General features: G+C 70.3%; 20 protein-coding genes, 1 tRNA gene and 1 pseudogene. 13 read left to right on the forward strand and 9 right to left on the reverse strand.

What is annotated here, in order from left to right; genetic code table 11:
- The first annotated feature begins 26 nt into the window (after nt 1-26).
- The 5 genes and pseudogenes from V8J36_RS14050 to map all read left to right on the forward strand — a co-directional run.
- Nucleotides 27-638, forward strand: a complete 612-nt coding sequence (locus tag V8J36_RS14050; protein ID WP_336467916.1) for a holin-associated N-acetylmuramidase — start codon at nt 27-29, stop codon at nt 636-638.
- Between the two features lie 3 nt (nt 639-641).
- Nucleotides 642-1,223, forward strand: coding sequence for a holin family protein (locus V8J36_RS14055; protein ID WP_336467917.1), 582 nt, complete (start codon nt 642-644; stop codon nt 1,221-1,223).
- 146 nt (nt 1,224-1,369) lie between these two features.
- Nucleotides 1,370-3,346 carry a heme lyase CcmF/NrfE family subunit gene (locus V8J36_RS14060; protein ID WP_336467918.1) on the forward strand — a complete coding sequence of 659 codons (1,977 nt, stop codon included), beginning with the start codon at nt 1,370-1,372 and terminating at the stop codon, nt 3,344-3,346.
- A gap of 5 nt (nt 3,347-3,351) precedes the next feature.
- A complete protein-coding gene (locus V8J36_RS14065) occupies nt 3,352-3,825 on the forward strand; it encodes a cytochrome c-type biogenesis protein (protein WP_336467919.1) in 474 nt (157 codons plus the stop codon).
- A 7-nt stretch (nt 3,826-3,832) separates the two neighbouring features.
- Nucleotides 3,833-4,576, forward strand: a pseudogene (map, locus tag V8J36_RS14070) (type I methionyl aminopeptidase); the annotation flags it as partial.
- A 153-nt stretch (nt 4,577-4,729) separates the two neighbouring features.
- Here map and V8J36_RS14075 read toward each other — a convergent pair.
- The 5 genes from V8J36_RS14075 to gltX all read right to left on the reverse strand — a co-directional run bounded on the left by V8J36_RS14075 (nt 4,730) and on the right by gltX (nt 9,972).
- Entirely contained in the window at nt 4,730-5,668 is a 939-nt protein-coding gene (locus V8J36_RS14075; RefSeq protein ID WP_336467920.1) for an energy transducer TonB family protein, read from the reverse strand.
- Entirely contained in the window at nt 5,665-6,105 is a 441-nt protein-coding gene (gene exbD / locus V8J36_RS14080; protein ID WP_336467921.1) for a TonB system transport protein ExbD, read from the reverse strand. Before exbD ends, V8J36_RS14075 begins: the two co-directional genes overlap by 4 nt.
- Nucleotide 6,106: 1 nt before the next feature.
- Nucleotides 6,107-7,021 carry a tonB-system energizer ExbB gene (gene exbB, locus V8J36_RS14085; RefSeq protein ID WP_336467922.1) on the reverse strand — a complete coding sequence of 305 codons (915 nt, stop codon included), beginning with the start codon at nt 7,019-7,021 and terminating at the stop codon, nt 6,107-6,109.
- Between the two features lie 176 nt (nt 7,022-7,197).
- Nucleotides 7,198-8,493 carry a citrate synthase gene (gltA, locus tag V8J36_RS14090; RefSeq protein WP_336467923.1) on the reverse strand — a complete coding sequence of 432 codons (1,296 nt, stop codon included), beginning with the start codon at nt 8,491-8,493 and terminating at the stop codon, nt 7,198-7,200.
- Between the two features lie 78 nt (nt 8,494-8,571).
- A complete protein-coding gene (gene gltX / locus V8J36_RS14095) occupies nt 8,572-9,972 on the reverse strand; it encodes a glutamate--tRNA ligase (RefSeq protein ID WP_336467924.1) in 1,401 nt (466 codons plus the stop codon).
- Nucleotides 9,973-10,266: 294 nt separating this feature from the next.
- Between gltX and V8J36_RS14100 the strand changes: the two genes are divergently transcribed.
- The 4 genes from V8J36_RS14100 to V8J36_RS14115 all read left to right on the forward strand — a co-directional run bounded on the left by V8J36_RS14100 (nt 10,267) and on the right by V8J36_RS14115 (nt 15,698).
- Nucleotides 10,267-12,483, forward strand: a complete 2,217-nt coding sequence (locus V8J36_RS14100) for a ComEC/Rec2 family competence protein (RefSeq protein WP_336467925.1) — start codon at nt 10,267-10,269, stop codon at nt 12,481-12,483.
- 186 nt (nt 12,484-12,669) lie between these two features.
- The gene (locus tag V8J36_RS14105) at nt 12,670-12,876 is read left to right on the forward strand and encodes a cold-shock protein (RefSeq protein ID WP_336467926.1); all 207 of its coding nucleotides are present in this window, start codon (nt 12,670-12,672) and stop codon (nt 12,874-12,876) included.
- A 174-nt stretch (nt 12,877-13,050) separates the two neighbouring features.
- Entirely contained in the window at nt 13,051-14,220 is a 1,170-nt protein-coding gene (gene ctaA / locus V8J36_RS14110) for a heme A synthase (protein WP_336467927.1), read from the forward strand.
- Entirely contained in the window at nt 14,217-15,698 is a 1,482-nt protein-coding gene (locus V8J36_RS14115) for a carboxypeptidase M32 (RefSeq protein ID WP_336467928.1), read from the forward strand. Before ctaA ends, V8J36_RS14115 begins: the two co-directional genes overlap by 4 nt.
- Before the next feature lie 179 nt (nt 15,699-15,877).
- Here V8J36_RS14115 and V8J36_RS14120 read toward each other — a convergent pair whose 3' ends face one another.
- A complete protein-coding gene (locus V8J36_RS14120) occupies nt 15,878-16,588 on the reverse strand; it encodes a hypothetical protein (protein WP_336467929.1) in 711 nt (236 codons plus the stop codon).
- Between the two features lie 156 nt (nt 16,589-16,744).
- Nucleotides 16,745-19,519: a DNA gyrase subunit A gene (gene gyrA, locus V8J36_RS14125; RefSeq protein ID WP_336467930.1), complete on the reverse strand. Its 2,775-nt coding sequence runs from the start codon at nt 19,517-19,519 to the stop codon at nt 16,745-16,747.
- A 193-nt stretch (nt 19,520-19,712) separates the two neighbouring features.
- On the opposite strand from gyrA, the gene V8J36_RS14130 reads away from it, so the two are divergent.
- Nucleotides 19,713-20,006, forward strand: a complete 294-nt coding sequence (locus tag V8J36_RS14130) for an usg protein (RefSeq protein WP_336467931.1) — start codon at nt 19,713-19,715, stop codon at nt 20,004-20,006.
- A 129-nt stretch (nt 20,007-20,135) separates the two neighbouring features.
- Entirely contained in the window at nt 20,136-20,816 is a 681-nt protein-coding gene (locus tag V8J36_RS14135; RefSeq protein ID WP_336467932.1) for a hypothetical protein, read from the forward strand.
- Here V8J36_RS14135 and V8J36_RS14140 read toward each other — a convergent pair.
- The gene (locus tag V8J36_RS14140; RefSeq protein WP_336467933.1) at nt 20,806-21,273 is read right to left on the reverse strand and encodes a disulfide bond formation protein B; all 468 of its coding nucleotides are present in this window, start codon (nt 21,271-21,273) and stop codon (nt 20,806-20,808) included. The two genes, V8J36_RS14135 and V8J36_RS14140, sit on opposite strands and share 11 nt — an antisense overlap.
- 12 nt (nt 21,274-21,285) lie before the next feature.
- Nucleotides 21,286-21,864: a YqaA family protein gene (locus tag V8J36_RS14145; protein WP_336467934.1), complete on the reverse strand. Its 579-nt coding sequence runs from the start codon at nt 21,862-21,864 to the stop codon at nt 21,286-21,288.
- A gap of 283 nt (nt 21,865-22,147) precedes the next feature.
- Between V8J36_RS14145 and ypfJ the strand changes: the two genes are divergently transcribed.
- On the forward strand, nt 22,148-23,014 hold the full coding sequence (gene ypfJ / locus V8J36_RS14150) for a KPN_02809 family neutral zinc metallopeptidase (protein WP_336467935.1): 867 nt from the start codon (nt 22,148-22,150) through the stop codon (nt 23,012-23,014).
- Between the two features lie 88 nt (nt 23,015-23,102).
- Nucleotides 23,103-23,186: transfer RNA gene (locus V8J36_RS14155), tRNA-Leu, on the forward strand.
- The last annotated feature ends 505 nt before the right edge of the window (nt 23,187-23,691 follow it).

Genomic DNA, 23,691 nt, shown 5'->3' on the forward strand with positions numbered 1-23,691 from the left:
CACCCGTTTCGGTGGGAGGGGCCCGGATGAAGACGCCTGTGCAGCTGGCCGAAGAGATCGTCGCCCGCGAGGGCGGCTTCGTGAACGATCCGAACGATCCGGGCGGCGCGACCAACCACGGCGTCACGCTGGGCACCCTGCAGCGGCTGGGGCTGGATCTGGACGGCGACGGCCGGGTGGGCGTGGCGGATGTGAAGCGCCTGACGCCCGAGCAGGCGCGCGACATCTTCCTGAAAGTCTATTTCCGCGCCCCCGGCATCGACCGGCTGCCCGAGGCGCTGCAGCCCTCGGTCTTCGACATGTATGTCAATTCCGGGCGCAACGCGGTGCGGATCCTGCAGAGCCTTTTCAACGGCATGGGCGCGGATCTTCAGGTGGATGGCAGCCTTGGGCCGCAGACGCTGAGCTTTGCCGCGCGGGCCTGCGGGCGGCAGGCGGGGCTGGTGGCGGATGCCTATGGCATCGCGCGGCGCAACTATTACTACGCGCTGGCCGACAAGCGCCCGGCGAGCCGGCGCTATGCCCGGCGCCGCGATGGCGGCAAGGGCGGCTGGATCGTGCGGGCCGAAGAGTTCATCTCGCCGCGCTATCATCTGAGCGATGCCGCGCACCGCGCGCGCACCGCGGCCTGGGGGTGAGCGATGGGGATCTTCGGGGCTTTGTTCGGCAATGCCGGCACGGTGCGGGCAGTGGGCGAGGTGGCGACCGGCGTGGCCGAGGTCTTCACCGAGAACCGCACCAGGGCGATGGAAAAGGCGGTCGACGTGCGGATGGCGGCGATGGCCGAGCACGGGGCCGAGTTCGCGGCCGGGGGCGCGGGCTGGTGGAACGGCTTCTGCAACGGGCTGAACCGCTTGCCACGGCCGATGCTGGCGCTGGGGACGCTGTCGCTGTTCGGATATGCGATGGCCGATCCGGCGGGCTTCACCACCCGGATGCTGGGCCTGTCGCATGTGCCCGAGCCGCTGTGGTGGCTTCTTGGGGCGGTGGTCAGCTTCTATTTCGGCGCGCGCGAGGCGCATTACTTCCGCGACCGCCGGGCTCGCGGCCTGCCGACGGCGGTGGTGGCGGAGGTCGCGGCGGTCACGGCCGGCACGGTGCCCGGCACCGCCGAGGTCGCGTCTGAAGATGCGCCCGAGGAACCGGCGAAGCCCGCCGCGGGGGCGGCCCCGCCCGCGGTGCCGGGGGACAATCCGGCGCTTGCGCAGTGGCTTGCGGGTTAGGGGCTGTCAGGCCTTGCGACAGGGGCTTGCGGCGGGGGCTGCGACGAAAGGACCACTCACCCTCGCGTGACGGCGGGCCGCGGGCCATTGGCCCCGGGGGGGCAAGCGCCTATGATCGCGCGCCAGCGACCGGAGGCCAGCGCGCGATGATCACCGAACTTGGACATTTCTGCCTGATCCTCGCCTTCGCGGTGGCGATCCTGCAGTCCGTGGTGCCGATGCTGGGCGCGGGCAAGGGCTGGGCCGGGTGGATGGCCACCGGATCCGTCGCGGCGCTGGCGCAGCTTGCGCTGATCGCGATCAGCTTCGCGGCGCTGACCCATGCCTTCGTCACCTCGGACTTCTCGCTGCGTGTCGTCTATGAAAACAGCCACACGCTGAAGCCGATGCTCTACAAGGTGGCCGGCGTCTGGGGAAACCACGAAGGCTCGATGCTGCTGTGGGTGCTGATCCTGTCGGTCTTCGGGGCGGCCGCGGCGGTCTTCGGGGGCGAGCTGCCGCCCAGCCTGAAGGCGCGGGTCCTGTCGGTGCAGGGGATGATCGGCGTGGCCTTCCTGGCCTTCATCCTGTTCACCTCGAACCCGTTCGACCGGCTGGCGCTGCCGCCCTTCAACGGCAAGGACCTGAACCCGCTGCTGCAGGACCCCGGTTTGGCCTTCCATCCGCCGTTCCTCTACCTGGGCTATGTCGGGCTTTCGATGTCCTTCAGCTTCGCGGTCGCCGCCCTGATCGAGGGGCGGATCGACGCCGCCTGGGCGCGCTGGGTGCGGCCCTGGACGCTGGCGGCCTGGATCTTCCTGACCATCGGCATCGCGCTGGGCTCGTGGTGGGCCTATTATGAGCTGGGCTGGGGCGGCTTCTGGTTCTGGGACCCGGTCGAGAATGCAAGCTTCATGCCCTGGCTGCTGGCGGCGGCGCTGCTGCATTCGGCGGTGGTCGTCGAGAAGCGCGAGGCGCTGAAAAGCTGGACGATCCTGCTGGCGATCATGGCCTTCGGCTTTTCGCTGATTGGAACCTTCCTCGTGCGGTCGGGGGTCATCACCTCGGTCCATGCCTTCGCGACCGATCCTGAGCGCGGGGTGTTCATCCTGATGATCCTGGGCGTCTTCCTGGGCGGCGCGCTGACGCTTTATGCGGTGCGGGCCGGGCAGATGACGGCACGGGGCATGTTCGGGATCGTCAGCCGCGAGACCGGGCTGGTGGTGAACAACATCCTGCTGGCGGTGGCGGCGCTGGTGGTCTTCGTGGGCACGCTCTGGCCGCTGCTGGCCGAGATGGCCTGGGGGCGGAAGCTGTCGGTGGGGGCGCCGTTCTTCGACGCGGCCTTCACGCCGTTCTTCGTCGGGCTGGCGGTGGTGCTGCCGCTGGGCTCTGTCCTGCCGTGGAAGCGGGGCCAGCTGGGCCGGGCGCTGCGCGCGCTGGTGCCGGCGCTGCTGCTGGCGGCGGCGGTGGGCTGCCTTGCCTGGGCGATGGCGACCGGCAAGTCGGCGGTGGGTCCGATCGGCGCGGCGCTGGGGGCCTGGCTGATCGGCGGCGCGGCCGTCGATCTGTGGCTGCGCGCCGGGCGCGGCGGCTTCGGCGACCGGCTGGGCCGGATCGTGCGGCTGCCGCGGGCCGACTGGGGCCGGGTCACGGCGCATGCAGGTCTGGGCGTCACCATGCTGGGCATCGCGCTGCTGACCGCGAACGCGACCGAGGACATCCTGGTGCTGCGCGAGGGCGAGACGTTCCAGCTGGGCCAGTACGCGATTACGCTGGACGGGGTAGAGAAGATCGAGGGCCCGAACTACCACTCGACGATGGCCACGATGACCGCGCGGGTCGGCGACCGGGTCGTGGCGGTGATGCATCCGGAAAAGCGGCTTTACCCGGTGGCGCGGATGCCGACGACAGAGGCCGCGATCGACAACGGCGTGTTCCGCGACCTCTATCTGGTGATCGGCGATGCGCAGGACGGCGGTGGCTGGGCGGTGCGCGGCTACATCAAGCCCTTCGCGAACTGGATCTGGATGGGCGCGATCATCATGGCCATCGGCGGCGCGCTGTCGCTGTCGGACCGGCGCACCCGCGTCGCGGTGGCCGCCGCCCGGCGCGTGGCCGCACCCGTGCAGCCGGCGGAGTGAGCGCGATGAAGGCCCTCCTGCTTGCCGCCGCGCTGGCGCTGCCCCCGATCGCCGCGCTCAGCCCCGTGGCCGCGCTGGCCGTCCAACCCGACGAGGTGCTGGCCGATCCGGCGCTGGAGCTGCGCGCCCGCCAGATCAGCGAAAAGCTGCGCTGCCCGGTCTGCCAGTCGGAAACCATCGACGAATCGAACGCGCAGGTGGCCCGCGACCTGCGGCTTCTGGTGCGCGAACGGCTGGTGGCCGGCGACACCGATGCCCAGGTCGTCGACTATGTCGTCGACCGCTACGGCGAATACGTGCTGTTCGAGCCGGTCGCCTCGGGCGGCAACCTGATCCTGTGGTATGCGGGCCCGGCGATGCTGGTGCTGGGGCTGGGCATCGGCTTCGCCTTCATCCGCTCGCGCCGCCGGGCTGAGCCGCCGGCCGACGAGCTGTCCGAGGCCGAGAAGGCCCGGCTGGCGGAAATCCTGCAGGACTGAACCGCGCATGACCATCACACAGGAAGCCGAACTGGCGGCGCTGCGCGAAAGCGGCCGCGTCGTCGCGAACACGCTGCAGGCGATGGCGCGCGCGCTGGAGCCCGGGATCACCACGCGCGAGCTGGACGCGATCGGGCAGGCGGCGCTGGACCGCGAGGGCGCGGTTTCGGCCCCGCGCAGCTGCTACGACTTCCCGGGCGCGACCTGCATCAGCGTCAACGAAGAGGTCGCGCATGGCATTCCGGGCGACCGGGTGATCGGGCCGGGCGATCTGGTGAACATCGACGTTTCGGCCGCGAAGAACGGCATCTTCGCCGACACCGGCGCCAGCTTCCGGGTGAAGCCGCGCCGCACGGCCGACGACCGGCTCTGCCGCGACGGGCGCCGCGCGCTCGAGATCGGGATCGCCGAGGTCCGCGCCGGCCGGCCGCTGGCCGGGATCGGCAATGCGGTCGGGCGCTTTGCCGCGGCGCGGGGCTACACGTTGATCCGCAATCTCGCCAGCCACGGCATCGGCCGCGCGCTGCACGAGGAGCCGGGCGAGATCCCGACCTGGCCGAACCGGGACCGGCGCACGATCGGCAAGGGGCTGGTGCTGACGGTCGAGCCGTTCCTGTCCTCGGGCGCGGTCTGGGCCCATGACGGCGAGGACGGCTGGACGCTTTATGCAGAGCCGGCGGCGCCGGTCGTGCAATACGAACATACCGTGGTCGCGACCGAGACCGGCGCGATCATCGTCACCCTGCCGGGCTTACAGGGCCCGGCAGGGGCGCCGGTGCTGCGACCGGCGGGCCTGCCGTGGCGCGACCGCCGTCACGGTCTCTTGCTCTGGAAGTTTGCTGCCACCGCGATCCGGTGCGCCTGCGTCCGCGGGGCGGCTGGATCGCGCGCCCCGGGGCGACGATCAGCGCACCTGCACCGGCACCCGCAGTGTCGTGGGGGCGCCGGGGGGCGGCGCGGTGACGCGGCCGATGCGGCGGGCATGGGCGAGGATCTCTGCCTCGAGCCCGCCCGCGCCCTGCGCCTGAAGGACCGAGGCCCCGGTCACCCGGCCCGCGCTGTCGATGGTCAGCTGCAGAAGCACGGTGCCGGGCGCGAAGCGGCGGCGCTGCATGTGGCGGGCAAGCTGGCCCTGCACGCGGCCGGTCCAGCGCTCGATCTCGCTGGCCGAGGCACTGCCGCGGGCGGCAGGGGCCGCGGCCTGACCGGCGCTGGCCTCGCGCCGCTCGGTCGCGCGCTCTGCCTGACGGTCGGGCGCGCGCTCTGGCTCGGGGCGCTTGCGGGCCTCTCGGCGCGGGCTGTCGGGCTGCGGCGTGTCGGGCTTCGGGGGGACGGGCTCGGGCTGCGTTTCGGGACGCTCCGGGGGGCGCGGGCTGTCGGGCAGCGCCACCTCGGCGGTTTCGACCGGGGGCTCGACCGGCGGCTCGACGGACGGCGGCGGCGGTTCGGGACTGGCGGTGTCTGGCAGCGGTTCGGCCAGACGTTCCGGCGCGGCCATGTCGGGCGGCGGGGCAAGGTCGGGCGGCGCCTCGGCGCGGGGCGGCGGCAGGTCGGGAAGCGCCTCTGGCGGCGTCTCGGCCTCGGGCGGTGCCATCTCGGGCGTGTCGGGCTGGGGGATGTCGGGCGCGGCCTCGGGCACCTCGGCCACGGCCTCGGCGGCGGGCAGGGGCGGCAGCTCCATCATCACCACCTGCTCGCGCCCGCCGGTCCCGGCGGGATCGTAGATCAGCGCCAGCGCGGTGCCCGCGGCGACGGTGCCCAGCACCAGCCCCGCGGCGGCGGTCCAGCCGGCCGCCTCGATCCGCCGCCGCCGCGGCGAAACCTGCGCCTGCCAGCCGATCATGGCGCGCTCGCCGGCGTCGGGACCTGTTCCAGCCCGACCAGCGCCACCTTCAGATAGCCCGCGCGCTGCAGCAGGTTCATCACCGCCATCAGGTCGCCGTAGGCCACCGCCTGATCGGCGCGCAGGAAGATCCGCGCCTCGTGGTCGCCGCCGGTGCGCGTGGCCAGCGCCTGTGCCAGACCGTCGCGGCTGATATCGCTGTCATCGAGGAGCAGGGTCAGGTCCTTGGTCACCGACAGGTAGACCGGGTCGTCGGGCCGCTCGCGCGCGGCGGCGGTCGAGGCGGGCAGATCGACCGGCACATCGACCGTCGCCAGCGGAGCCGCGACCATGAAGATGATCAGCAGCACCAGCATCACGTCGATGAAGGGCGTGACGTTGATCTCATGGGTTTCGGCGAGCTCGTCGCCTCCGGTCTCGCGGATGCCGCCGGCCATCTCAGGCCGCCTCGGCCAGCGGCGCCGGGTGGCGCGCGAAGTCGAGATCGCGGCTCAGCAGCCGTTCGACCGCGGCGCCAAGATCGCCCAGCCCCTGCCGATAGCCAGAGATCGCGCGGGCGAAGTGGTTGTAGACCACCACCGCCGGGATCGCGGCGACAAGGCCGATGGCGGTGGCCAGCAGCGCCTCGGCGATGCCCGGCGCGACGATGGCGAGATTGGTGGTCTGGCTTTCGGAAATGCCGATGAAGCTGTTCATGATCCCCCAGACCGTGCCGAACAGCCCGACGAAGGGCGAGATCGAGCCGACGGTGGCCAGAAGCCCGGTGCCGCGCATCAGCCGCCGCCCGGCCTGGGCGGTGGTGCGCTCGATTTCCGAGCGGACGCGGTCCTTCAGCCCGTCGGGCCCGGCCTGGCCCAGCGCCGGGACCGAGCGGCGGTATTCGGTCAGCGCCGCGCGGGCCATGAAGGCGGCAGGGTCCGAGCGCCCCTCGAGCCGGCCGGCGGCGGTGTCGAGCGACTGCGCCGCCGCCAGCACCGCGCCGCTGCGCGCAAGGCGGCGGCGGGCCAGCGCCATCTCGACCAGCTTGTAGACCAGCACCGTCCAGGTCGCGAGCGAGGCCAGCGCCAGCAGGCCCATCACCCCCTTCACCACGATGTCGGCCGCCAGGAACATCCCCCAGGGCGAAAGGTCATGGGGCAGGGCCTGTGTCACCGGCACAGGCTGCGGCGTGGCGGCGGCAGTCTGCACGGTCGTGTCGGGTGCCATGGCGGGGGCCGCTTCGTCGCCCTGGGTCAGCGCGGGGGCGGCGGGGGCCTCGGTCGGGACCGCGGGGGCTGCCTCCTGCGCGGTGGCCGGGGCGGCCAGCAGAAGCAGGAGAAGGGCGGCGCGAATGCCGGCGGGGAGGTGGGGCATAATTCCGACTCTTTCGATTGGTCACTGCATCCTGACTGTTCCGCTCGGGAATTTCCAGAGCGGGGCAGGAAATTTCTGACCAAATCCATCGGATTCGTTGCCGGCGCGTATGGCAAAACGAGAACGCCCCCGCAGATCCTGCGGGGGCGTCGAAGGCCTGACGGCGGTGTCGTCGCTCAGCGGGCGGCGACGTCGGTGTAGTCGCGGCGCGGGGCACCGACATAGAGCTGGCGCGGACGGCCGATCTTCAGTTGCGGGTCCGAGATCATCTCTTTCCACTGCGCGATCCAGCCGACGGTGCGCGACATGGCGAAGATCGGGGTGAACATCGAGGTCGGGAAGCCCATCGCCTCGAGGATGATGCCCGAGTAGAAGTCCACGTTCGGGTAGAGCTTGCGCTCGACGAAGTAGGGATCCTCCAGCGCGATCTTTTCCAGTTCCTTGGCGACCTGCAGGATCGGGTTGTCATGGACGCCGAGCAGGCCCAGCACCTCGTCCGCCGATTCCTTCATGACCTTCGCCCGCGGGTCGAAGTTCTTGTAGACGCGGTGGCCGAAGCCCATCAGGCGGAACGGATCGTTCTTGTCCTTGGCGCGCGCGATCATTTCCGGGATGCGGTCGACGGTGCCGATCTCGTTCAGCATCTCGAGGCAGGCCTGGTTGGCGCCGCCATGGGCCGGGCCCCAGAGGCAGGCGATGCCGGCCGCGATGCAGGCGAAGGGGTTCGCGCCCGACGAACCCGCCAGACGCACGGTCGAGGTCGAGGCGTTCTGCTCGTGATCGGCGTGCAGGGTGAAGATCCGGTCCATGGCCTTGGCCAGCGCCGGTTCGACCTTGTACTGTTCGGCCGGGACCGAGAAGCACATGTGCAGGAAGTTCGACGCGTAGTCGAGATCGTTGCGCGGGTACACGAACGGCTGGCCGATCGAGTACTTGTAGGCCATCGCCGCGATCGTCGGCAGCTTGGCGATCAGGCGGAAGGCCGCGACCTCGCGCTGCCAGGGATCGTTGATGTCGGTCGAGTCGTGGTAGAAGGCCGACATCGCGCCGACGACGCCGACCATGGTCGCCATCGGATGCGCGTCGCGGCGGAAGCCGCGGAAGAAGTTGTGCATCTGCTCGTGCACCATCGTGTGACGGGTCACGGTGGTCTCGAACTTCTTCAGCTGTTCGGCGGTCGGCAGTTCCCCGTAGAGCAGCAGGTAGCAGACTTCGAGGTAATGCGACTTCTCGGCCAGCTGCTCGATCGGATAGCCGCGGTACAGCAGCTCGCCCTTGTCGCCATCGATGAAGGTGATGGTCGACTCGCAGGAGGCCGTCGAGGTGAAGCCCGGGTCGTAGGTGAAGACGTCGGCCTGGCCGTAGAGCTTGCGGATGTCGAGGACATCGGGGCCCGCGGTCGGGGACATCACCGGCAAGTCGAATTCCTTGCCGTCCAGCACTACCTTGGCGCTTCTCGTAGAATCTGCCATTCCGTTCCCTTTCCTCGTACCCGCGGGGCGGCCCGGACAGGGGCGCCCCTGGGGAAATTCAAGGCCTTCTCGCGGGCCTCAGCGCGTTGCGTCGGACAGGCGGCCAACCACCTCGTCGCGACCGAGCACCAGCATCATGTCGAAGACGCTGGGCGATACCGTCTTTCCGGCGAGAGCGGCCCTGAGCGGCGCGGCAAGCTTGCCAAGCCCAAGTCCGTGACCCTCCCCGACCGAGGCCACTGTGGCCTCCAATTCCTCACGCGTCCAGCTAACAGTTTGCAGCTGCGGCGTCAATTCCGACAGTATACCGCGGGATACATCGTCCAGCGCCTTGGCGGCCTTCTCGTCGGGGACGATGGGGCGCTCGACGGTGGCGAAGGCCGCCTTTTCAAGGAGATCCGGGAAGGTCTTCGCGCGTTCCTTCAGCACCGGCATCGCCGCCTGCACCCGCGCACGCGCGGTGTTCGTGAACGCAGGCTTCGCGGCCGCGGCGAGATAGGCCTCAAGTTCGGTCATCAGCGCCTCGTCCGCCATCATCGCGATATGCTGGCCCGAAACATGTTCCAATTTCTTGAAGTCGAGCCGGGCCGGCGCGCGACCGATCCCCTCGAGCTCGAACCACTCGCGCGCCTGCGCGTCGGTGAAGACCTCGTCGTCGCCATGGCTCCAGCCGAGGCGGGCAAGGTAGTTGCGCATCCCCGCGGCGGGGTAGCCCATGCCCTGGTATTCCTCGAGGCCGACCGCGCCGTGGCGCTTCGACAGCTTCTTGCCGTCGGGGCCGTGGATCAGCGGGATATGGGCGAAGACCGGCACGTCCCAGCCCATGCCGCGGAACACCTGGATCTGGCGCGCGGCATTCGTCAGGTGGTCGTCGCCGCGGATCACATGGGTCACGCCCATGTCATGGTCGTCGACCACCACCGCATGCATGTAGGTGGGCGTGCCGTCCGAGCGCAGCAGGATCATGTCGTCCAGCGTCTCGTTCTTGAACGTCACGTCGCCCTGCACCTTGTCCTCGACCACCGTCACCCCCTCGCGCGGGGCCTTCAGGCGGATGACGTAGGGCGCATCGGGGTAAGTCGAGGGGTCGGCGTCGCGCCAGGGCGACAGGAACAGGGTCGAGCGGCCCTCGGCCCGGGCGGCCTCGCGGAAGGCCTCGATCTCTCCTTGCGTCGAGAAGCACTTGTAGGCGGCGCCGCGCGCCAGCATCTCGCGCGCGACCTCGGCATGGCGGTCCGAGCGCGAGAACTGGCGCACCACCTCGCCGTCCCAGTCGAGCCCCAGCCAGGTCAGGCCCTGCAGGATCGCGGCCTCGGCCTCGGGGGTCGAGCGTTCGCGGTCGGTGTCCTCGATGCGCAGCAGGAAGGTGCCGCCGTGGCCGCGGGCGAACAGCCAGTTGAACAGCGCCGTGCGGGCCCCGCCGATGTGCAGGTAGCCGGTGGGCGAGGGGGCGAAGCGGGTGACGATCTTCTGGGTCATCGGGCGGGACTCCGTCTGGCGGCGGCCCGGGGCCGGTTCGGGCGGCGGCGACCGGGCGGCGTTAACCGGACGGTAACCAATCCCTGACCCCATGGGCGCGAAGGCGTTTGGCGATCTCTTAGGCATCGGCGCGATGCGGCACAAGGGTTGCGGGCGCCTGCGGGTTCGGCGGTGTCGGGGCGCCTCGGGCGAGGGAGGAGCGCCGCGGCCGGTCGGGGGGCGTGGCGGGACGGGCGGCAGCCGTCCCGCCGCGTGCTTCCCGCACCGCAGGCCGGTCGGTCGGGAGGACGGGCCATGCAGCAGGGCGAGCCGGCCGGACCGGGCACGACGGGACGCAGCGGCGGGCGCCTGCTCGGGCGGGTTCGGTCCGTGGCGGGGGCTGTCGCCGCTGCCGCACCGGCCCGGCGTTTGCTTTGGGGCGACGTCTGTGCCTGGCTGGCGCGCCGGGCGGGTCCGGGGCCGCGCCAGCAGCTGGCCGAGGGGCTTGGCCGGATGCTGCCGCTGGCGCCCGTCTGCCTCGGCCTCGGGATCATGGGCTGGTTCGGCCTGCCGGACGACCCCGGCACGCTGACCGCCGCGGCGGTGGGCGCGGCCGGGGCCGCGGCGCTGGTGCTGGCGCGCGGCCTGCCCGAGGATCTGCGCCCCCTTGCACTGGCCGTGGCGCTGGCCGCCGCGGGCTTCCTGCTGGCCGCCGCCCGGACCGAGGCGGTGCGCGCTCCGGTGCTGGGCTTTCGCTATTACGGCCCGATAGAGGGGCGGGTGGTGAAGATCGACCGCAGCTGGTCGGACCGGTTGCGGGTGACGCTCGACCGGGTGCGGCTGAACGACCTGCGGCCCGAGCGGACGCCCGCGCAGGTGCGTCTTGCCCTGCATGCCGAGGCCGAGGCGTTCCTGCCCGAGCCCGGGATGATCCTGCGCCTGACCGGGCATCTGTCGCCGCCCGAGGGGCCGGTGGCGCCCGGCGCCTTCGACTTCCGCCGCCTCGCCTGGTTCGACGGCCTGGGCGCGCTGGGCTATACCCGCCGCCCGGTCGAGCTTCTGGGCCGCGATCCCGGCATGGGCATCGCCGCCCACCGGGCGCGGATCGCGCTGAGCCGGGCGATGCAGGCGCGGATCGAGGGGCAGGCGGGCGCCTTCGCCGCGGCGCTGATGACCGGCGACCGCTCGGGCATCGACGCGGCGACGAACGACGCGATGCGCGGCTCGAACCTGTCGCACATGATCTCGATCTCGGGGCTGCACATGGGGATGCTCGCGGGCTTCGTCTTCGCGCTGGTCCGCGGCGGGCTGGCGCTGGTGCCGCCGCTGGCGTTGCGGCTGCCGGCGAAGAAGATCGCGGCCGGCGTCGCGCTGGTGGCGACGACCTTCTACCTGTGGCTCGCCGGGCCCGAGCCCGCGACCGAGCGGTCCTGGATCATGGCCGCGGTGATGCTGACGGCGGTGCTGATCGACCGCCGCGCGGTGACGCTGCGCACCGTGGCGATCGCGGCGCTGATCCTGATGGTCGCCCGCCCCGAAAGCCTGGCCGAGCCCGGCTTCCAGATGAGCTTCGCAGCGACGGTGGCGCTGATCCTCGGCTGGCCGCTCTGGGCGCGGGTGCAGCCCTTCGTGCCGCGCCTGCTGCGCCCGGCCGTGGCGCTGGCGCTGTCCTCGCTGCTGGCGGGCGGCGCGACCGCGCCGATCGCCGCCGCGCATTTCAACCGGATCGCGGAATACGGCCTGCTCGCGAACATGCTGACGGTGCCGGTGATGGGGGCGGTGGTGATGCCGGCGGGGGTGATCGCGGCGATCCTTGGCCCCGTGGGGCTGGCGGGCCTGCCGCTCTGGGCGATGGGCTGGGGCTGCGCCTGGATCCTGTTCGTCGCCGACGGGGTCGCGGGGCTGCAGGGCGCCGTCAGCGCCGTCGCCGCCCCGCCTGCGGCCGTGCTGCCGCTCTTGGCGGTGGGCGCGGCCTGGGCGCTGGCCGCACGTGGCGCGCTCAGGGCGCCCGGGGTCGCGATGCTGGCGCTCGCCGCCGCGCTCTGGGCCGGGGCCGGGCGGCCGGCGCTGCTGGTCTCGCCCGGTGGCGGGCTGATCGGGATCATGGGCCCCGAGGGGCGGGCGATCTCGAAACCGAAGGGCGAGGGTTTCGCCGCCGACAGCTGGCTCGAGGATGACGGCGATCTCGCCGACCAGGCGACGGCCGCCGGGCGCCCGCGCGTTTCGGGCCCGGGCGTTTCGGGGCCGGCCTTCACGGGTCCGCCCGGCGCCCGGCGGACAGAGCTTGCGGGCGTGCCGGTCACGGTGCTGACCGGCAAGGCGGGCCTTGCCGCGCTGGAGGCCAGCTGCGCGGCCGGCGGCCTCGTCGTGCTGGCGGACGACCGCCCCGAGGGCTGGACGCCCGGCCCCTGCGACCTCTGGGACGCGCGGCGGCTGCGCTGGTCGGGGGCGCTGGCGGTCTCGGCGGGACGCGGCGGCCTGAGGATCGAAAGCGTGCGCGACCGCACCGGCTGGCGCGCCTGGACACGCTAGGCGGGCAGGGCGCTCGGCGGCCGGTTGCGCGGGGGCCTAAATCCGGGTCGCGCAGGACGGGATTCTGCTGTAGAAAGGGTCGGGCATACTGCGTTTCTCGGACCTGCACCTTCTGGCCAGCCTTCGATTCTCTGCTGTGCCGGGCGGCCGCATCCTGCGGGCCGCATCTTCGGAAGGAACTCTCGGATGGCCAATGGCACCGTGAAATGGTTCAACGCAACCAAAGGCTTCGGCTTCATCGCCCCGGAAAACGGCGGCAAGGACATCTTCGTCCACATCTCGGCGCTGGAACGCGCCGGCATCCGCTCGCTGCCCGACGGGCAGGCCGTGACCTTCGATCTCGAGAAGGATCGTCAGGGTCGCGAGTCGGCGACCAACCTCGCGCTGGCCTGAGCCGCGCCCGGTGACGACGGGCAGGGGCGGTCGCGACCGCCCGGCCCACTCCCTGTGTCTTCCCTCTGTGACGTCCTGACCATCTGCGCGGTCATTGCGCGGCCACCCGGCCTTGCGGGCGCCCCCTGCCGGCCCTAGGTTGCCCCGGCAATTTCGACGGGCCAGGAGAGGCGCATGGCGCAGCAACCCCGCAAGCTGTTCGAGGACGTGGGCGAGGGCCGCAAGGCCCCGGTCCCGCAGGGCGGCATGATCGACAGCCGCTCGGGCGGCGGCGCGCGCCGGTGGATCCGGGTCTGGCTCGCCGTGCTCTTCGCGCTGGTCGTGGTGATGATCGCCGTCGGCGGTGCCACCCGGCTGACCGACTCGGGGCTTTCGATCACCGAATGGAAGCCGGTCACCGGCGCGCTGCCCCCGACCTCGCAGGCGGACTGGCAGGCGGCCTATGACCTGTACCGCGACAGCCCGCAGTTCCGGCTGATGAACAGCCAGATGACGCTGGACGGCTTCAAGAGCATCTACTGGTGGGAATGGGGCCACCGGCAGCTGGGCCGCACCATCGGCCTCGTCTGGGCGCTCGGCTTCTTCGGCTTCCTCGCCGCCCGCAAGATCCCCGCGGGCTGGACGGGGCGGCTGTTCGGCCTTGGCATCCTTGGCGGGCTGCAGGGCGCGATCGGCTGGTGGATGGTCTCGTCGGGCCTCGTGGGCGAAATGACCTCGGTCGCCTCCTACCGCCTCGCGATCCACCTTGGCCTTGCCTTCGCGATCCTGGGCACCATCGCCTGGTACATGCTCTCGCTCGCCCGGCCCGAGGCCGCGCTGCTGCAGGCCCGCCGGTCGCGCGAGGGCAAGCTGTTCGGGATGACCACCGGGCTTCTGCACCTCGCGTTCCTGCAGATCCTGCTCGGCGCGCTGGTCGCGGGCATCGATGCGGGCCGTGCCTTCCCGACCTGGCCCTCGATGAACGGCGAGTTCTTCCCCTCGGACGCCTTCTACCTGCCGCAGCCCGACGGCTCGAACGCCGCCCTCTGGCGGGCCTTCTTCGAAAGCGCCGGCCTCACCCAGTTCATCCACCGCATGGTCGCCTACCTGCTGGTGATCTACGGGCTGGTGGTCTGGAACCGCGGCCGCAAGTCGCCGCATGCCCAGACCCGTGGCAGCTATCACGCGCTGGCGGTGATGCTTCTGGTGCAGGTCGCGCTCGGCATCGTCACCGCGGTTCATGCAGCCCCCCTGCCGCTGGGCCTTGCCCACCAGCTTGGCGCCGTGGTCCTCTTCACCCTGATCCTGCGCGCCCGTCACGCGGCGCAATACCCCCATGTCCAGTCGCTGAGGAGCGCCCGATGACCGCCTTCACCGAACTCATGGCCTTCCAGCGCGACACCGAGGCGCTGGCGCAGATCGCCGGCCGCCTCGGCTGGGATCAGGAAACCATGATGCCCCACGGCGCCGCCCTTCAGCGCGGCGACGAGATGGCGGCGATCGAGGCGGTGATCCATGCCCGCCGCACCGACCCCCGGCTGGGCGAGTGGCTCGCGAAGGCCGAGGCGCCCGATCCCGAGGGCGCGCGGATGCTCGAACTGACGACCCGCAGCTACACCCGCGCCCGCTGCATCCCCGAACGCCTCGCGGCCGAGCTTGCGCGGCTCACCTCGCTCTCGCACGGGATCTGGGCCGAGGCGCGGGCGCAGGGCGATGTCGCCCATTTCCTGCCGACCCTGCGCCAGGTCGTGGCGCTGCGGCGCGAACAGGCGCAGGCCTGGGCCGAGGGCACCGCGGCCACCACCGCCTATGACGCGCTGCTCGAGGAATACGAGCCCGAGACGACCGCCGCGGACATCGCCGCGATCTTCGACCGGATGCGCCCGCGGCTGGTCGCCCTGCGCGAGCGGATCCTTGGGTCCTCGGTGCGCCCGGCGAAACTGGGCGGCGAATTCGGCCATGACGGCCAGCTGCGGCTGGCGCGGAAGATGGCCGAGGCCTTCGGCTACGATTTCACCCGCGGCCGGCTCGACCTCGCGGTGCATCCGTTCTCGTCGGGCTCGGGCTCGGACGTGCGGATCACCACAAGGGTGATGGAAAGCGATCCTTTCAACTGTCTCTATTCGACGATCCACGAGGTCGGCCACGCGACCTATGAACAGAAGATCGCGCCCGCCTTCGCGCTGACGCCGCTCGGGCAGGGCGTGTCGATGGGCGTGCACGAAAGCCAGAGCCGGATCTACGAAAACCAGCTCGGACGTTCCGCCGCCTTCACCTCGTGGATCTTCGGGCAGATGCGGGCGGAATACGGCGATCTCAGCTGCGAAGACGCCCGGGCCTTCCACGCGGCGGTGAACCGGGTCGAGCCCGGCTTCATCCGCACCGAGGCCGACGAGGTGCATTACAACCTGCACATCATGATGCGCTTCGACCTCGAACGCGCGCTGATCGCGGGCGATCTCGACGTCGCGGACCTCGAAGAGGCCTGGAATGCCCGCTTCCTGAACGACTTCGGTGTGGCGGTCGACCGGCCGCAGCACGGGATGCTGCAGGATGTGCACTGGTCGGCGGGGCTTTTCGGCTACTTCCCGACCTACAGCCTCGGCAATGTCTACGCGGGCTGCCTGATGCAGGCCCTGCGCGCCGACCTGCCCGATCTCGACGCGAGCCTTGCCAAGGGCGACCCGTCGCCCGCCACCGACTGGCTGGCCGAGAAGGTGCAGCGCCACGGCGGCCTCCATGCCCCGCGCGCGGTGATCACCGCCGCCTGCGGCACGGCCCCCAGCGAGGGCCCGCTGCTCGACTACCTCGAAGCGAAGTTCGCCGAGATCTACGCCCTCTGAAACACGAAACGCCGCCCCGACAAGGGGGCGGCGTTTTCTCTTTCGCACTGGCTCAAATATCCCGGGGGGGGGAGGCCCGAAGGGCCCGGGGGGCAGCGCCCCCCGCCTTATCCTCTGCGGGCAGCGCCCCCCGCCTTGACCCCTGCAGGCAGCGCCCCCCCGCCCGTGACCTCAGCCGCTCAGAACCCCGGCAGCAGCGCGCCGAAGCCGCGTTCGCCGAAGGTGGCCTGCTGGCTCTGGCCGAAGCGGAACTTGGCGCCCAGGCCCACGAAGGCCTCGCTGTCGTCATAGCCGCCGACATCGGCGTTCAGCTGGCCTACCTCGCCGTAGAAGCTGACGCCCGGCAGCGAATAGCTCGCGTTCACCGCGATCCGCGTCGCCTCGGTATCATGCTCGAGATCCATGTAGTCGATCTTGCCGCCGATGGCGAAGGCCTGGTTCAGCGGCAGGTCGGCCTGGGCGCCGAAGACGTTGCCGCGCATGTCGCCCTCGAAGGCGCGCGAGGCATAGCCCTGCAGCTTCAGCCCGTTGTAGAGCGTGGTCGAGGCCTCGAGGCCCAGATGCTCGGCATCGACATCGCCCAGCCGCTCGGCCTGGTAGAAGGCGCCGACCGCGGCATCGGGGGTCAGGAAGGTGTAGGCGTGCAGGCCGGCGGCCTTGGCCGTGTCATCCGCGAAGTCGAGGTTGCGCAGCGCGAGGTCGCCCTGCAGGCCGAAGTTCGGGCCCAGCTGGAAGTCGAACTGGCCCGAGGCGCCGTATTTCGCGAAGTCGTTGTCGTCGGTGAAGGTCGAATAGGACAGGTCGACCGTTCCGCCCTTGAATTCCGCATGGGCGGCGCCGGCGAAGACAAGGGTTGCCGCGGCAAGGGCCGCGGCGCGCGCGCATTTCATGGACTGCTCCTTCGTTTGGACCGGGTTCGACTCGCCCGTTTCTTGTGGTCCACTTTGCCTCAACCACGATCACTGGGACAGCGGAACCGGTCACGATCGGCAGGCCTCCGCCTTTCGTGACCGGCCCGTGAGCGTGGTCCCGCAAGTGTACCTGCTCTACGCGTCCGGACCGTCTGCGGTTCCCGGCGCCTCGCCGGTCTCTGCACCGAAGTCGGCCTCGTCCTCGGCCTGCTCGGCGATCCGCGCGACCGAGACCACTTCCTCGCCCGCCGCGGTGTCGAAGACCTTGACCCCCCCGGCCGAGCGCGAGCGGAACGAGATCCCCTCGACCGGCACCCGGATCGACTGCCCGGTCGAGGTCGCGAGCATCACCTGATCGCCCATCTCGAGCGGGAACGAGGCGACCAGCGGCCCGCCGCGCATCGCGGCATCCATCGCCCGGATCCCCTGACCGCCGCGGCCGCGCACGATGTAGTCGTGGCTCGACGACAGCTTGCCCGCGCCCTTGGCGGTGATGGTCAGGATCAGGTCCTCGGCCGCCGACATCTGCGCATAGCGTTCGGGCGACAGCTGGCCCTCGGCGACGCCTTCGTCCTCGTCATCCGCGGCCTCGTCCTCGGTCACGCCGGCCATCAGGCGGCGCTGCTTCAGGTAGGCGACCCGCTCTTCGGGGCTCGCCTCGAAGTGGCGGATCACCGACATCGACACGACCTTGTCCTCGCCGTTCAGGCGGATGCCGCGCACGCCGGTCGAGTCGCGGCCCTTGAAGATCCGCACCTCGGGCACCGGGAAGCGGATCGCGCGGCCATTCGAGGTGACCAGCATCACGTCGTCGTTCTCGTCGCAGATGCGCACGTTCACGAGGCTGACGCCTTCCGGGACTTTCATCGCGATCTTGCCGTTGCGCATGACATTGGCGAAGTCCGACAGCGCGTTGCGGCGCACGTCGCCGTCCGAGGTGGCGAAGAAGACCTGCAGGTTCTCCCATTCCTCCTTCGGCTCGTCGATGGCCAGCAGGGCCGCGACGGTGATTCCGGTCTGGATCGGCAGCAGGTTGACCAGCGCCTTGCCGCGCGTGGTGCGCGCGCCGAGCGGCAGCCGCCAGCACTTCAGCGAATAGACCATGCCGTCGGTGGTGAAGAACAGCAGTTGCGTGTGGGTGTTCGCGACGAACAGCGTGGTGACCACGTCGTCGTCCTTGGTCGACATCGAGGCCAGCCCCTTGCCGCCCCGGCGCTGGCTGCGGAATTCCGACAGCGGGGTGCGCTTGATGTAGCCGCCCGAGGTGATGGTCACGACCATGTCCTCGCGCTCGATCAGGTCCTCGTCGTCCAGATCGCCCGCCCAGTCGACGATCTCGGTCCGGCGCGGCACGGCGAAGGCGGCGCGCACCTCGGTCAGCTCGTTCGAGATGATCGCCATGATCCGCTCGCGCGAGGACAGGATGTCGAGATAGTCGCGGATCTTCGCGGCCAGCTCCTGCAGCTCGTCGGTGATCTCGGCGACGCCCATCGCGGTGAGGCGCTGCAGGCGCAGGTCGAGGATCGCGCGGGCCTGGATTTCCGACAGGTTGTAGGTGCCGTCGTCGTTGACCTTGTGGGTCGGGTCGTCGATCAGCTTGATGTATTCGACGATGTCATGCGCCGGCCAGCGCCGGGTCATCAGCTTTTCGCGGGCTTCGGCGGCATCGGCAGAGGCGCGGATGGTGCGCACCACCTCGTCGACGTTCGACACCGCGACCGCCAGACCGCACAGGATGTGGCTGCGCTCGCGCGCCTTGCGCAGCTCGAACGCGGTGCGGCGGGCGACGACCTCTTCGCGGAAGGTGACAAAATGCGACAGGAAATCGCGCAGCGTCAGCTGTTCCGGGCGGCCGCCGTTCAGAGCCAGCATGTTGCAGCCGAACGAGGTCTGCATCGGCGTGAAGCGCCACAGCTGGTTCAGCACCACGTCGGGCGTCGCGTCGCGCTTCAGCTCGATCACGACCCGCACGCCGAAGCGGGTGGATTCGTCCTGAACGTGGGCGATGCCTTCCAGCTTCTTGTCGCGGACCAGTTCCGCGATCTTCTCGATCATCGAGGCCTTGTTGACCTGATAGGGGATCTCGTCGACGACGATCGCGTAGCGGTCCTTGCGGATCTCTTCGACGCGGGTCTTCGCGCGCACGATGACAGAGCCGCGGCCTTCCAGATAGGCCTTGCGGGCGCCGCCGCGGCCCATGATTTGCCCGCCGGTGGGGAAGTCGGGCGCCGGCACGATCTCCATCAGCGCTTCCGACGAGATGTCGGGATTGGCGATCAGCGCCAGCGTCGCATCGACGACCTCGCCAAGGTTGTGCGGCGGGATGTTGGTGGCCATGCCGACGGCGATGCCGCCCGCGCCGTTGACCAGCATGTTCGGGAACCGCGCCGGAAGGACGGTCGGTTCCTTGTCCTTGCCGTCATAGTTGTCCTGGAAGTCGACGGTGTCCTTCTCGATGTCGTCGAGCAGGCCCTGCGCCGCCTTGGCCATCCGCACCTCGGTATAGCGCATGGCGGCCGCGTTATCGCCGTCCATCGAGCCGAAGTTGCCCTGGCCGTCCAGAAGCGGCAGCGACATCGAGAAGTCCTGCGCCATCCGCACCAGTGCATCGTAGATCGAGGCGTCGCCATGCGGGTGGTACTTGCCCATCGTGTCGCCGACGGGCCGCGCCGACTTGCGATAGGCCTTGTCATGGGTGTTGCCGGTTTCATGCATCGCGAACAGGATGCGCCGGTGCACCGGCTTCAGCCCGTCGCGCAGGTCCGGAATCGCGCGGCTGACGATCACCGACATCGCATAGTCGAGATAGGCGGTCCGCATCTCTCCCGAGATCGAGACCTGCGGGCCGTCATGCGCCATGCGGAACGGCTTTTCGTCCATGTTTTCGGGGAGTTCCGGATCGTCGCTCAAGTTGCCTGTCCGCCTTGCCGGTCGTGTCAATATCTAGTCGCGCGGGACTATAGACCATCCCATCCCTAGGGTGCAATGCCGGGGGGCAGGGAAGTTCGGCAGCCACCGGGTGAGAGTGACAACATACTGTTTTCGTTGAAAAGTTACGAGTTTGTGACAGCATCGTATCCGGGGGGACAGCAAAGGAGTCGCCATGGACAGGACCGGGACCGGCCAGACAGGGCCGAGCGAGACCGAACTGATGCTGAAGGGCTACGGGCTGACGGTGGCCGAGATCTTCTATCGCATGCCCGATCACCGCCACGTGCTGAACAGCTACATCTGGCAGGACTACGACCTTGCCCCCGATCATCCCCGGCTGTTCGGCTTCATCGAATTCTGGCAGCGCGAGATCGAGGGGCCGCTGCACTCGGTCCGCTTCTCGCATCGCAAGCTGATCGGCCCCGGGGAATGGCGCAACGTGGTGGGGGAATTCCACCTGCACTGAAGCCCGCGCCCGCCGCGGCGTGTCAGGATAGCGACAGGTCGCCGCCGCACCGCCGGGCAGGCTTTCCCTTCGCCGGATTTCGTGATGAACTGCGCACGTTGTAGTTGTTACGAGTGTCGGGAGGGTTCCATGGAGGACGCATCCGTGCGTCTGGTGGTCTGGGCTTTGCTCGGGCTTCACCTTGCAGTCATCGCAAGTTTCGTCTGGCTGAACGCGCGCCGTTTGTGGTGGCGCAACAGCCTTGCCGCGCTCTGGCGCCGGCCTCGCGGGCACCTGATCGCCCGCGTCGCCCCCGATGGCACCAGCGTCTTCGCCGTGCTGCCCGCACGCTCGTCCCGGCGCGGGGCGGCGCTGGTCGTGGCCGGGGGCGCGATGGTCCTGACCGGATTCGCGGCGGGCTCGGCCCCGGCCTTCCTCGCGGCGCTGGTCCCGACCGGGGTCGGGCTGCTTGCGCTCGGGGCCGGCGGGCGGCACCGGGCCCCGGCCCGGATCGAGATCACCGCCGAGGGCCTGCGCGCCGGTGCCGTGGCGCTGCCCCTGCAGCGGATCATCTCGTTCGGTGCCGACCGCAGCGCGGGCCTGCCGCTGGCGCTGCCGGTGCTGGCCCCGGGCCCGCTGCGCCCCGGCGAGGTGGCGGAGGGCCTGCGCCAGCCGCCACGGCTGCGCACGGCACTGTTCGACCGTTCGCATCTGGTGACGGTGCTCTCGGCCTCGGGCGGGCGCAGCGTGATCGCGGGCGGGATCGACCGGGCGACGGCGGCGGCGCTGGTTGACGAGCTGGACCGCGCGCTGCGTCAGCTCAGGCGCTAGCGCGGCGGAAGGCCAGGATCCAGAGCACCGCGAGCAGCAGCGAGAAGAGCGCGTTCCAGCTGGCCATCGACAGGCCTGCCAGCTGCCAGGCGACCTCGTCGCAGCGGATCAGCGGGGCGCCGTCGATCTGCGCCATCAGGTCCTGCACCGACAGGCCGCTGATCCCGCCCGAGGTGCAGGTGGTGGGGCCTTCCCACCAGCCGCGCTCGACCCCGGTGTGGAACAGGCCGAGGCCCGCGGTGGTCAGCGCCGCCAGCGCTCCCAGCGCCATGATCCAGCGCGAGGGCACGACCAGCAGCACGATTCCCAGCCCGGCCGCCACGAAATGTGGATAGCGCTGCAGCCAGCACAGGTGGCAGGGCGGATAGCCCGCCAGCTGGAACCCGAAGGCCCCCGCCAGCAGCAGGGCCGAGCCGAGGGCGGCGAGCAGGGCGGGTGTGCGGGCGGATCCGGTCATGTCGGGCCTCGGTCAGAGCAGGCGGACGGCGGCGACGCCGGCCACCAGAAGCAGGCAGAAGACGGTGAACACCAGGCCCAGCCGGCGCTCGATGAAGTCGCGCATCGGCGGGCCCCATTTCCAGAGCAGCGCCGCGACCACGAAGAACCGCAGCGCCCGCGCCAGGATCGAGACCAGCACGAACAGCACGATGTTCAGCCCGGTCGCGCCCGAGAAGATGGTGATCACCTTGTAGGGGAAGGGCGTGACCCCGGCGATCAGCACCGCCCAGAAGCCCAGCGCGTTGAACTGCGCCGCGAGGCTGTCGAAATCGCCGCCCTTGCCGTAGAACTCCAGCACCGGCCGCCCGATCGCGTCCATCAGCCCCCAGCCGATGAGATAGCCGAAGAGCCCGCCCAGAACCGAGGCGACGGTCGAGATCGCCGCGATGACGAAGGCGCGGTCGCGGCGCGCGATCACCATCGGGATCAGCAGCAGGTCCGGCGGCAGCGGGAAGAACGAGCTTTCGGCGAAGGCGACGCCAGCGAGCGCGGTGTTGGCATGACGGGTGCCGGCAAGGCGCATCGTCCAGTCGTAGAGGCGTCGGATCATGGGGGTCCCGCGGGAAGGTCGCGGCCCGACAATGCCGCCCTGCGGCGGGATCGGCAAGGGCGCAGGGCCGCGGGCCCGCGCCTCGGACCCGGCCCGGCAGCACCGCGGCAGCGCCCCGGCACCCGGCCGCGCCTCAATCCAGATAGGATTTTCGATCCGCCGGAACCAGTGGCGCGGCTCGCGACTTTCTGGCTCAACTGTCCGTGAGCATGTCGTGCGACGGGCCAGGTGAAAGACGGGTCGGGTGGAAGACGTGCCGGGTGGAACGGGTGGAGAGCGGGTCATGAGATGGCAGGGCCGGCGCGGCAGCGCCAATATCGAGGATCGTCGCGGGCAGGGCGCAAGGATCGGCCGCGGCGGCGTGCAGGTCGGGGGCTTCGGCCTGCTGGCCATCGTGCTGATCGGCTGGTTCCTCGGGGTCGACGTCACGCCGATCCTGAACGGCGCCGGCGGCGGCCAGATCGTCCAGACCGACGGCGGCGCCCCGCGCGAGCTGTCGGACGCCGAAAAGCAGGCGGGCGAGTTCGTCTCGGTCACGCTGGCCGACACCGAAGAGGTCTGGACCGACATCTTCCAGCGCAACGGCATGACCTACACGCCCGCGACGCTGGTGCTGTTCAGCCAGGTCACGCCCTCGGCCTGCGGCAACGCCTCGGGCGCGACCGGGCCGTTCTACTGCCCGATCGACGGCAAGGTCTATCTCGACACCGCCTTCTTCGCGACCATGCAGCGCGAGCTTGGCGCCGGGGGCGATTTCGCCTTCGCCTATGTCGTGGCCCACGAGGTCGCGCACCATGTGCAGGACGAGCTGGGCATCCTCAAGAAGTCGATGGACGCGCGCCAGCGCAGCAGTGCCGAGGATTCGAACCGGATCTCGGTGATGACCGAGCTGCAGGCCGATTGCCTGTCCGGGGTCTGGGCCAAGGCCGCGGAAGGCAAGTTCGGCTCGCTCGACCGCGGCGACATCGCCGAGGCGCTGAACGCCGCCGAGAAGATCGGCGACGACACGCTGATGCGCAACGCCGGACGGGTGCCGATGCCGGAAAGCTTCACGCATGGCACCTCCGAGCAGCGCCAGCACTGGTTCGCCCAGGGCTATGACAGCGGCGACATGAACAGCTGCGACACCTTCTCGGCCCGCGACCTGTGACGGGCGGGCTGTGACGGGCGACCGCTCGGCGCCGCGACACGCGCGGCGCTGGACAGCCGCGCGCGCCCCGGCTAGACGGAAGGCCGGGGCCCGAGTGGCGGAATGGTAGACGCAGCGGATTCAAAATCCGCCACCGCAAGGTATGTCGGTTCGAGTCCGACCTCGGGTACCAAAGGCTCCGAATTGCTGTTGCCGATCAACAGTCGGGTGTCCCATGATTTCGGGACATGGGGCACATGGGCTGCTACACCATCCGTCCGAGTCACGTCTGCAGTCGGTTGGCTGCAGAAAAATGGTGCGCGCGGTTGGCCTGTCTTCTCAGTCGCGAGGATCCATTCTCTGGCTTCGCGGCGGCTGCAGACGGTCGGGCTAGGACCCGCGACAGGCGGCTGCGCGAAGGAAGCGGACGGAGGCCCTCCGGCAAGCCCGCTCCCGGCGCTCGGTAGTTCCGGCCCAGAGCTGACAATCAGCCTAGTTCTATACTGAGAGGCGATTACCTCGGAAGCAGTCGTTCGAAAGCGAGCGCAGCATTTCCTGCGATAGACCGCGAAGGTTAGGGCCGGGGCCGGATACCTATGGTCTGCCCCCTGAAAAGTGGTCCTCCCTGAAGTAGGCTTTCAAGCCAGATGGAGGACGGAATATGGGACAGAAGAAGCACAAGCCGGAAGAGATTGTCG

It is taken from the genome of Frigidibacter sp. MR17.14, assembly GCF_037095735.1.
Classification (GTDB): Bacteria; Pseudomonadota; Alphaproteobacteria; order Rhodobacterales; family Rhodobacteraceae; genus Frigidibacter.

Bases quoted from the DNA above. Each gene is read 5' to 3' on its own strand.
- gltA (WP_336467923.1), bottom strand. From the start codon at position 8,493: ATGGCAGATTCTACGAGAAGCGCCAAGGTAGTGCTGGACGGCAAGGAA.
- exbB (WP_336467922.1), bottom strand. From the start codon at position 7,021: ATGCCCCACCTCCCCGCCGGCATTCGCGCCGCCCTTCTCCTGCTTCTG.
- ctaA (WP_336467927.1), top strand. From the start codon at position 13,051: ATGGCGCAGCAACCCCGCAAGCTGTTCGAGGACGTGGGCGAGGGCCGC.
- V8J36_RS14060 (WP_336467918.1), top strand. From the start codon at position 1,370: ATGATCACCGAACTTGGACATTTCTGCCTGATCCTCGCCTTCGCGGTG.
- V8J36_RS14055 (WP_336467917.1), top strand. From the start codon at position 642: ATGGGGATCTTCGGGGCTTTGTTCGGCAATGCCGGCACGGTGCGGGCA.
- ypfJ (WP_336467935.1), top strand. From the start codon at position 22,148: ATGAGATGGCAGGGCCGGCGCGGCAGCGCCAATATCGAGGATCGTCGC.
- gltX (WP_336467924.1), bottom strand. From the start codon at position 9,972: ATGACCCAGAAGATCGTCACCCGCTTCGCCCCCTCGCCCACCGGCTAC.
- V8J36_RS14050 (WP_336467916.1), top strand. From the start codon at position 27: ATGAAGACGCCTGTGCAGCTGGCCGAAGAGATCGTCGCCCGCGAGGGC.
- V8J36_RS14130 (WP_336467931.1), top strand. From the start codon at position 19,713: ATGGACAGGACCGGGACCGGCCAGACAGGGCCGAGCGAGACCGAACTG.
- V8J36_RS14105 (WP_336467926.1), top strand. From the start codon at position 12,670: ATGGCCAATGGCACCGTGAAATGGTTCAACGCAACCAAAGGCTTCGGC.
- V8J36_RS14065 (WP_336467919.1), top strand. From the start codon at position 3,352: ATGAAGGCCCTCCTGCTTGCCGCCGCGCTGGCGCTGCCCCCGATCGCC.
- V8J36_RS14140 (WP_336467933.1), bottom strand. From the start codon at position 21,273: ATGACCGGATCCGCCCGCACACCCGCCCTGCTCGCCGCCCTCGGCTCG.
- V8J36_RS14115 (WP_336467928.1), top strand. From the start codon at position 14,217: ATGACCGCCTTCACCGAACTCATGGCCTTCCAGCGCGACACCGAGGCG.
- V8J36_RS14145 (WP_336467934.1), bottom strand. From the start codon at position 21,864: ATGATCCGACGCCTCTACGACTGGACGATGCGCCTTGCCGGCACCCGT.
- V8J36_RS14100 (WP_336467925.1), top strand. From the start codon at position 10,267: ATGCAGCAGGGCGAGCCGGCCGGACCGGGCACGACGGGACGCAGCGGC.
- V8J36_RS14135 (WP_336467932.1), top strand. From the start codon at position 20,136: ATGGAGGACGCATCCGTGCGTCTGGTGGTCTGGGCTTTGCTCGGGCTT.
- exbD (WP_336467921.1), bottom strand. From the start codon at position 6,105: ATGGCCGGCGGCATCCGCGAGACCGGAGGCGACGAGCTCGCCGAAACC.
- V8J36_RS14120 (WP_336467929.1), bottom strand. From the start codon at position 16,588: ATGAAATGCGCGCGCGCCGCGGCCCTTGCCGCGGCAACCCTTGTCTTC.
- V8J36_RS14075 (WP_336467920.1), bottom strand. From the start codon at position 5,668: ATGATCGGCTGGCAGGCGCAGGTTTCGCCGCGGCGGCGGCGGATCGAG.